General features: G+C 54.3%; 5 protein-coding genes. All 5 read right to left on the bottom strand.

Annotation, left to right across the window (positions count from 1 at the left end; translation table 11 throughout):
* Nucleotides 1-294: 294 nt before the first annotated feature.
* The gene (locus H7U12_RS19930; RefSeq protein ID WP_186641407.1) at nucleotides 295-843 is read right to left on the bottom strand and encodes a sporulation protein; all 549 of its coding nucleotides are present in this window, start codon (nucleotides 841-843) and stop codon (nucleotides 295-297) included.
* 11 nt (nucleotides 844-854) lie between these two features.
* The gene (gene deoC / locus H7U12_RS19925) at nucleotides 855-1,526 is read right to left on the bottom strand and encodes a deoxyribose-phosphate aldolase (protein WP_241749559.1); all 672 of its coding nucleotides are present in this window, start codon (nucleotides 1,524-1,526) and stop codon (nucleotides 855-857) included.
* Complete coding sequence (gene secA, locus H7U12_RS19920) at nucleotides 1,516-4,905, bottom strand: preprotein translocase subunit SecA (protein ID WP_186641405.1); 3,390 nt, start codon at nucleotides 4,903-4,905, stop codon at nucleotides 1,516-1,518. The genes deoC and secA overlap by 11 nt, the downstream gene beginning before the upstream one ends.
* Before the next feature lie 581 nt (nucleotides 4,906-5,486).
* The gene (gene rfbD / locus H7U12_RS19915) at nucleotides 5,487-7,727 is read right to left on the bottom strand and encodes a dTDP-4-dehydrorhamnose reductase (protein ID WP_186641404.1); all 2,241 of its coding nucleotides are present in this window, start codon (nucleotides 7,725-7,727) and stop codon (nucleotides 5,487-5,489) included.
* Nucleotides 7,714-8,934 carry a UDP-galactopyranose mutase gene (glf, locus tag H7U12_RS19910; RefSeq protein ID WP_186641402.1) on the bottom strand — a complete coding sequence of 407 codons (1,221 nt, stop codon included), beginning with the start codon at nucleotides 8,932-8,934 and terminating at the stop codon, nucleotides 7,714-7,716. Before glf ends, rfbD begins: the two co-directional genes overlap by 14 nt.
* Between the last annotated feature and the right edge of the window lie 138 nt (nucleotides 8,935-9,072).

The following is a 9,072-nucleotide window of genomic DNA, read 5'->3' as shown; positions in this document are numbered from 1 at the left end:
CCCCCCCCCCCGCAGCACTTAACCTGTTATAAATACCCTCGTGGAAATGTACCCCCCTGACCTGCTTCGGCGAGCCGAAAGAGCCGCAGCCAGTACTATTTCCTTCAATTCACCCAACATGTACCACCTCGCGTTTTAAGCTTACTATTTCAAAAGTGGCCTTAAAACAAGACAGAAAGTGGCCATTCTTGAAAAGGAAGAGAAAGGAAAGGGCACAAAAAATCCGCCGTTTAGAGCCTGTTTTCAGAAAACAGCCCCTAAACGGCGGATGGAAAAAGCAGACGCTGGTAGGTCTTACTTGGGAATGTTAATGGTTTCCTGCACCAACAAGGCATTGGGCAGTAAATCCTGAATCTTGTTTAAGGCGGTTTGGGCTTCTACCCTGGTAAAGAAATCCCCGATTTTCAGTTGGTACGTAGGCTGCTTGTACGTGAGGTAATCTTTTTCCTCGGGCAACCGCCGAATAATGTTGTTGCGCAGATTCATGGCTGTTTGGCGTTCAATGCCCGTGTAGGCCAGAATCCGGTAACCGGCCGCGTATTTGATGTTTTTGTTCACCTGGGCCACGCTGTCCATGAGCAGGTTCACCTGCGGGCCCACATGGTGGGTAGGAGCCGCCGGCGCCATAGGCTCTGCGCCGCCCGCGGGGGCCGCCGGAAACGTGGGCCGGTATTTTTTGGTGTCTACCAGGGTGGCGGTACCTTCTTTCTTCTTGTCGCCGCCTCTTTTATCTTCTGAACGACTACTGGCGGTGGTACTGCCGGTACCCGTAGAGGTACTGCCCGTGGCAGCGCAGCTCATCATGGCGCCCAGGCAGAGCAAAGCAAAAATTCTGGATGTCATTTTTCTCCAAGTCATAGCAATGAAACGCCGGAGGATGTTCCAATCCGGTCTGCTCCTGCGTTCACCAACGCAAGGGCGGCTTCCTTGGTTTTGATCCCGCCGGAAGCTTTGATCTTAATATGCCGGGGCAGATTGGCCCGCATGAGCAACACATCTTCCACCCGGGCACCTTCTGCGGCGTAACCGGTAGAGGTTTTCACGTAATCCACCTCGGCCTCCACGCAGAGTTGGCAGACCTGCACAATCTCCTCCGGTGAAAGCAACGCGGTTTCGATGATCACCTTCAGGATGGAGTTCTTGAAGTGGCACAGCGTGCTGAGTTCATGCAGTTCAGACATCACCTCGTCATGTTTCCCCGATTTAAACGCGGCAATGTTCATGACCACGTCAATCTCCGTGGCGCCTTCAGACAAAGCCTGGTGCGCCTCAAAGAACTTCACTTTGGCCAGCTGATACCCAAACGGGAAGCCCACCACGGTGGCCACCTGTACGCCGGTGTCCTGCAGGGCGGCAACCGCCTGCCGTACAAAGCAGGGTGGCACACACACCGCCGCGAACCGATGTTGGATCGCTTCCTGGCAGAGTTGTGCCACCATGGCTTTGGTGGTTTCAGGCTTGAGCACCGTATGGTCTATGTACGGGGCCAGGCTCTGGTCGGGGGAAATCAGAGATTTAGTCTTCAATGAGAACACAACGGTTGTTGAGCAAATCGTTTTCCACGTTTTTGAATTTCACGTCTTTCATCACGCGGCCATCGGCGTACTGCACGCTTACCTTGTCATTGCGACCTACCGTTCTCTCCGCTCTTACCGGCACCTGCTTGGGGGCGGGCGCCTGCGGCATAGACGGCATGTTGGGCATAGACGGCGCGGTTTCCTCTAGCGTGGAATGCACCTCTTCTTTCTGCTCGTGCAATCTTGGCGGTTTTGGCGCCTGCGGCTGACGGGCTTCCTGCACCGGGGCGGGCTGCTCCTGCTGTACCGGAAGATCGGCTTTGAAGAGGAAGGAAACGGTTTCTTCGTTCACCTTGCTGATCATGCGCTTGAACAGCTCAAAGGACTCAAACTTGTAGATCAACAGTGGGTCTTTCTGCTCATACACCGCATTCTGCACGCTCTGCTTCAGGTCGTCCATCTCGCGCAGGTGCTGGGTCCAGGCCTGGTCAATGGTAGCCAGGGTGATCACTTTCTCCACGGTCTTGATCAACTCGCGCCCGTGGCTTTTCACGGTTTTCTCCAGGTTGGCGATGGCGGTGATCTGCTTACGTCCGTCAGAGAAAGGAACAGCGATGTTCTCAATCATCGGGCCACGGTTCTCATAGATATCGGCCATGATAGGTGCCGACTGGTCCATGATCTGGTGGTTTTTGGCCAGGTAGAACTCCAGGGCCTCGTTATACAGACGGTCCATCAAGACATCCACTGACTGACCGGCCAGTTCAGACGCGGTGATCGTGGAGTTGAAACCGTACACCCTGATGATGTGCAGCAGGAAGTCTTCGTGGTTACCGGTGGCTTTGTAGGTCTGCACGATGTCCTCGGCCACGTCATAGATCATGTTCCAGATGTCCAGCTCCAGACGCTCTCCGTAGAGAGCGTTACGGCGGCGCTTGTACACTACCTCGCGCTGAGCGTTCATCACGTCATCGTACTCCAGCAGGCGCTTCCGCGTCCCGAAGTTGTTTTCCTCTACTTTCTTCTGCGCTCTTTCAATGGAGTTGGTGATCATGGAGTGCTGAATCACTTCGCCTTCCTCCAGACCCATTCTATCCATTAAACGGGCAATGCGGTCAGAACCGAACAGACGCATCAAGCTGTCTTCCAGTGACACGAAGAACTGGGATGATCCCGGGTCTCCCTGACGACCTGAACGACCACGCAACTGACGGTCTACCCGGCGCGACTCGTGGCGCTCCGTACCGATGATGGCCAGACCACCCGCCGCTTTAGATTCTGGGGTCAGCTTAATATCCGTACCACGACCGGCCATGTTGGTAGCGATGGTCACCGTACCTGGCTTACCGGCCTCGGCCACAATCTCGGCCTCGCGCTGGTGTTGCTTCGCGTTCAATACCTGGTGCGGAATACCGCGCAGTTTCAACATCCGGCTTACCAGTTCAGAGATCTCCACCGAAGTGGTACCTACCAGCACCGGACGGCCCTGTTTGGTCAACTCCTGGATTTCCTCGGCTACGGCGTTGTATTTCTCACGCATGGTCTTGTAGACCTTGTCGTGCTCGTCTTTACGCTGGGCTACACGGTTGGTAGGAATCACCACCACGTCCAGTTTATAGATTTCCCAGAACTCACCAGCTTCGGTCTCGGCGGTACCGGTCATACCGGCCAGCTTGTGGTACATCCGGAAGTAGTTCTGCAGCGTTACGGTGGCGTAAGTCTGCGTGGCGTCTTCTACGCGCACATTCTCCTTGGCTTCAATGGCCTGGTGCAGACCGTCTGAATACCGACGACCTTCCATCACGCGACCGGTTTGCTCATCCACAATTTTCACTTTGTGGTCATCGGTCACAATGTACTCGGTGTCTTTCTCAAACAGTGTATATGCTTTCAGCAACTGGTTGATAGTGTGCACGCGCTGCGACTTCTCCTGGTATTCCTGGATCAGGCGCTCTTTCTGGTGCAGTTTGTCATCGGCGGAGAGTTCCTTGTGGTTCTCAATGTTGGCCAACTCCGTCCCGATGTCCGGCAGAATGAACAGCTGCGGATCTTCGCCCTGGCCGGTGATCAGGTCAATGCCTTTCTCGGTGAGCTCAATCTGGTTGTGTTTTTCGTCAATGGTGAAGTACAAAGGCTTGTCGGCCTCCGGCATCTGGCGGGAATGGTCTTGCAGGTAAAAGGCCTCGGTCTTCAACAGGATCTGGCGCACGCCGGTCTCGCTCAGGAACTTGATCAAGGGCTTGTTTTTAGGCAAACCACGGTAGGCTCTGAATAAGGCCAGGCCGCCTTCTTTGTCGTTTCCTTCTTTGATGAGACGCTTGGCTTCCACCAGGTAGTTGCTCACCAGCTTCCGCTGATTTTCTACCAGAGCGGCTACGCGTGGTTTCAACACGTAGAACTCGTGCTCATCGCCGCGCGGCACGGGACCAGAGATGATCAACGGCGTACGGGCATCGTCAATCAACACGGAGTCTACCTCATCCACCATGGCGTAGTGGTGCTTGCGCTGCACCAGTTCACCGGGCTCGCGCGACATGTTATCACGCAGGTAGTCAAAGCCGAACTCGTTGTTGGTACCGTAGGTGATGTCTGCCAGATAGGCGTTGCGGCGGGCATCGGTGTTGGGTTGGTGCTTGTCAATGCAGTCAATGGTGATGCCGTGGAATTCAAACAACGGCGCCATCCACTCAGAGTCACGCTTGGCCAGGTAGTCGTTCACGGTTACTACGTGTACGCCACGTTTGGCTAGCGCATTCAGGAAGGCCGGCAGCGTAGCTACCAAGGTCTTACCTTCACCCGTCGCCATCTCGGCAATTTTCCCCTGGTGCAAGACAATACCCCCAATGAGCTGCACATCATAGTGGAGCATGTCCCAGACCACCTCGGTGCCGGCGGCAATCCAGCGGTTGGCCCAAACGGCCTGGTTTCCGTTGATCTGTACGTTGGGTTTACGTGACGCGAAGGTGTGGTCCAGTTCTGTGGCGGTCACGGTCAGCTGACTGTTCTCTTTGAAGCGGCGGGCGGTTTCCTTTACAATGGCGAACGCCTGCGGCAGCACTTCCATGAGGACTACTTCCAGGTCTTTGTTGCGGTCTTTCTCCAGACCGTCGATCTCCGTGAAGATTTCCTCTTTCTGGGCGATGTCCAGTTCCGGCTCGTTCTCGATGCGCTGGTACAGCACCGTCACTTTATCATCTATGGGTTTCAGACGATCGGCGATCACGGCCTGCACCTCCTGGGTGCGCGCCCGCAGCTGGTCATCAGAAAGGGTGTTAAGCTTGGCGAACTCCTGGTTGATGAGCGCTACGTACGGCAATACCCCTTTGATATCCCGCTCAGACTTGGTTCCGAAAATCTTAGCGACCGTCTTCCCAACAAAATCAAACATATATAACTAGTTAAAATGTACTTGAATCAATTTCAAAAATACGTGGTTTTTCCGACAATTTTCTACCTAGCCAAAACAATACCACTTGCACAATAGTGCCCCAAGCCTGACGGGATGGCAGAGAAATCTTAAATAAGGTAAAAATGGCTAGAAAAGAAGAAGCGAGGGAAGGTTTGTTTTGATGCTCTTTTCAGGAAACTAGCCGCAAAACAGATGGCTGCTGCTTAGAAAGAAAATCTCTTTTTGCTCTGTTTAGGCGACTGCCTGTTGCTCCTGCATTGAAAAAGCCGAAACCTCCCTCCCATTTCACGCGAAGAGAATACTTTCCGGCTGCAATTAAAGCTGTCACCTCATTAAGCTCAATGGCTTCAGCTCATGGAAGCTTACAGTCAAACACCCAAACCACAGGAATGACTGATAAATACAGCTATTTTCGCTGAAGCGGATGCTTGGAAGCCGCGTTACAGAGTAGCCTCCATTCCATAATTTCAGGAAAATTCACGTAAAAGAGAAATCCCGTTTAGGGCCTGATTTTTCAAAATCAGGCCCTAAACGGGATTCAGCAATAAGGAAGTAGCAGCCTACGCCTGCGCGGCAAACTGCAGTTCATCGTCAGAGTTGTTCTCTGGCCGGAAAGAGAATTCTGCGGTGTGCAAGTAACGGCGCAGAGCATCTTCTACCGTGGGCAGGAGCGCTCTTTTACCCGTTTGCAGCGCCGAGGAAGAGGGCCGAGGGGCCGGTAAGTTGAAACTGGCCAACGGCACCGGCTGGAGCCAGGGAGTGGTTTCCAGACCTGCCAGGTTGCCGGCCAGCTCAGCGAACTTCGCCCAGCTATAGGTGCCCTGGTTGGTCAGGTGCCAGATACCGCTTTCTTGGTCTATGAGCAAATCCAAGACGCTGTTCACCAGATCCGGCACATACGTAGGCGTGATATAGCTGTCCTCGGCGGCCAGGAAGGTTTCCTGGTGAGCGATGGACCGCAAGGCATGGTAGACGAAGTTATGTTCATCCCAGGGGCCAAAGAACGCACTGGTCCTGATGACCAAAGCACCGGGCATAACTCCCAGCACCTGCTCTTCGGCCAGCGCCTTACTGGTGCCGTAGACGTTTACCGGATTGGTGGGATCTTCCTCCAGGTAAGGCGTCTGCTTGCCGCCGTCAAACACCAGGTCAGAGGAGAACGAAACAAACCCTATGTTCTGGGCTTGGCAGACTTGCGCCAGCACCATGGGCCCTAAGGTGTTTTCGCGGTAACAAGCTTCGGGCTCCTGTTCGGCGTCGTCTACGCGTACGTAGCCGGCGGCGTTGATCAGCGCCCAGGGCTTGTATTGCCGGATGGTTTTCTCCACGGAGGCGGCATTGGCAATGTCCATGTCCTGGCGGGAAAGCAACACGTACGGAATTCCCCTGATCTCGCAGATCCGGGCGAAGGCCTTGCCCAGGGTTCCGGTAGCTCCGGTGATGAGCAGCGGCTGAATGTTGGCGTCTTTCAGTTGCTGGAAGCCTTTGGGAGAAATACTCCAGCTCTCGGGACTCTCGGGCAAAGACGGGTACACCGCGCGGCAGACGCGTTTCCACCAGCCGTCAATCTTGAGCAGCGGGTGCCGCTCGGCGTCCAGAGGCAAGCCCTGGATGAATCTGGAGACGGCGGTTCGGGCAGGTTCAGTCCCGTTCCGGAGATCGAAGGCGCCCATTTCGTAGTGATTGTTCTGCTGGGTGAGCAGGCTGTTCCAGTCATACGCCCCCAACAAAGACCAGGCCGTTACCGCCAGCACGTTTTTGCCCTGTTTTCTTGAAAACGAGGCAGAATCCCAGACATCGGCGAGCCAGCGCATCTGCTCCTCGCGGGTACAGCAAAGATGGGCTTCGGTGATGGCCACGGGAATGTCATAGCGGGCGCAGGCCTGTTCCAGAATGTTCTGAACGCCCAACGGCGTGGCCGTCTGCACCCGTACCGCCTCCACATCGGCGTACCACTGAATCGCATTGCTCCCGTGCGTGTGCCACGGGTAGTCAATGATGCGCTCATCTAAGTACCGCTCACTGGTGACATAATAATTAACCCCGATGATGTTGGGAGGACAGGGATGCTGCACCATCTCCAGCAGGGTTTCTTCCGGCACCTGCGCGCCCCGGAGGTAGTCCCACAACGGATGTTGCCGGTCTACCTTGCCGCACAGCAGATCCCAGGAAAGCCACCGGCGGTGGTTCTCAAAATCTGCCTGGTACTGCAAGGTAGGCGTGCTGTGGGAATAGCCCAAATCATCGGTCTGCACCAGTTGGGCATTGGGGTTTATTTCCCTGATGGCCTGCATGGCCAGGCGGGTGCCGTTGATTTGATTTAGTAAAGCTTTCGCAAAGGAAGCATCGTCTTTGGTGTGCGGATACCAGAAGCCATACAATGCGCTGAACCGGGCAGTGGTTAACGGTTCATTGACGGGAGTGTAGTAGGTCACCCAGGGAAATTGCCGAGCCACCGAGCGCGCGTACTGCGCAAATTTCTGCGGAAAGTCGTCGTCCAGCAGGTTGGTATACCGGGGGCCGCTGCCATGATGCAGCAGCCCCACGATAGGTTCTATGTTCAGTTCCCGGAGTCGGTTCAGCCGTTCTGTGGCCCAGCTCCAGTCCTGTTGTTCCGGGTGCTCAGGGGCGACACTTTCCCATAAGACCGGATACCGTAATTTTTTGATGCCCAATTCTGCAAACAGATCCAGGTCTGTCAGCCGCTGTGCATGCCCGCTCTGTGCAAGCTGGTCAAAGTACTGGTCGCCTACTCGGTTGACCGTACACTCAACGCCTCCCCAAAGCTCAATGTTTGCCATTCGTACTCAGTTTGGTGGAACTTCCATTAAGGCTGGCAGAGTTGCCGTTCAGGGCTTCGCGAACTACTTTGGGCAGTACGTCTATGCCATCCACTACCGGTTGCTTGCCAACTTTGTCTTTCTCGGTCAGCTTTTTGTGCAGGGTGAGCGCTTGGGCTACCACTTGGTCCATGTTGTAGTACTTGTAGGTAGCCAAACGGCCCACGAAATGTACGCCCGGGGTAGCATCAGCTAACTTCTTGTACTTGTTGTACAACTCAGCGTTCTCGGGCTTAGGCACCGGATAGTACGGATCCCCCTCGGCTCTCGGGAATTCATACACCAGGCTGGTCTTGGTGTGCTGCTGCCCGGTGAGGTACTTGAACTCCGTTACGCGGGTGTACAGCTGCTCATTGGGGTAGTTCACCACGGCCACCGGCTGGAACGTTTCCTTGTTCACGGTCTCGTGCTTGAACTCCAGCGAGCGGTACGGCAGTTTTCCGTATTTGAAATCGAAATACTCATCTACCGGGCCGGTGTAGATCATCTCCTTGAACGGAATGATGTCCAGGATCTCATGGTAGTCGGTGTTGAGCATGACCTTGATGTTGGGGTGATTCAACATGTTCTCAAACATCTTGGTGAACCCGTGCAACGGCATGGCCTGATAGGTATCGGTGAAGTACCGGTCGTCACGGTTGGTGCGGGTAGGTACGCGGGAAGTCACGGACTTGTCCAGTTCAGACGGGTCCATGCCCCACTGTTTGCGGGTGTAGTTCTTGAAGAACTTCTCATACAACTCACGGCCCACTTTGCTCACCACCACGTCCTCAGACGTCTTGATGGTATCTACTTTCTCGGCTACTGACTCAAACCACTTGTCCAGTTCAAAAGACGTCAGGCTGAGGCCGTACAGTTTGTTGATGGTATCCAGGTTGATGGGCATGGGCACCTGCTGGCCGTCTACGCTGGCCAATACCCGGTGTTCGTACGGGCGCCATTCTGTGAACTGACCCAGGTATTCAAATACCTCTTTGGAGTTCGTGTGAAAGATATGCGGCCCATACTTGTGCACCAAGATCCCGTCTTCGTTATAATGGTCATAGGCGTTACCGGCAATGTGCGGACGCTTGTCTATGATTAATACTTTTTTGTTGGAATACGTGGCTAAACGCTCGGCCAGTACACTCCCGGCAAATCCTGCCCCTACAATCAGATAGTCGAACATGTTTTTATTGGGCTAAAATTATTTCAAATTATATTTTATACAGATACTTTTTCTACGCTTCCCATAGAGTTCCCTACAAGAGGAAATCCTGCCTGTTTTGGAGGTCTTTTCAGAGAAAGTAAGCTAAAACGCGGGTGA

The sequence above is a fragment of the Rufibacter sediminis genome (assembly GCF_014269285.1).
Lineage (GTDB): Bacteria > Bacteroidota > Bacteroidia > Cytophagales > Hymenobacteraceae > Nibribacter > Nibribacter sediminis.
Note: the sequence above shows the minus strand (reverse complement) of the source record. Positions and strands in the feature narration are given on the sequence as shown.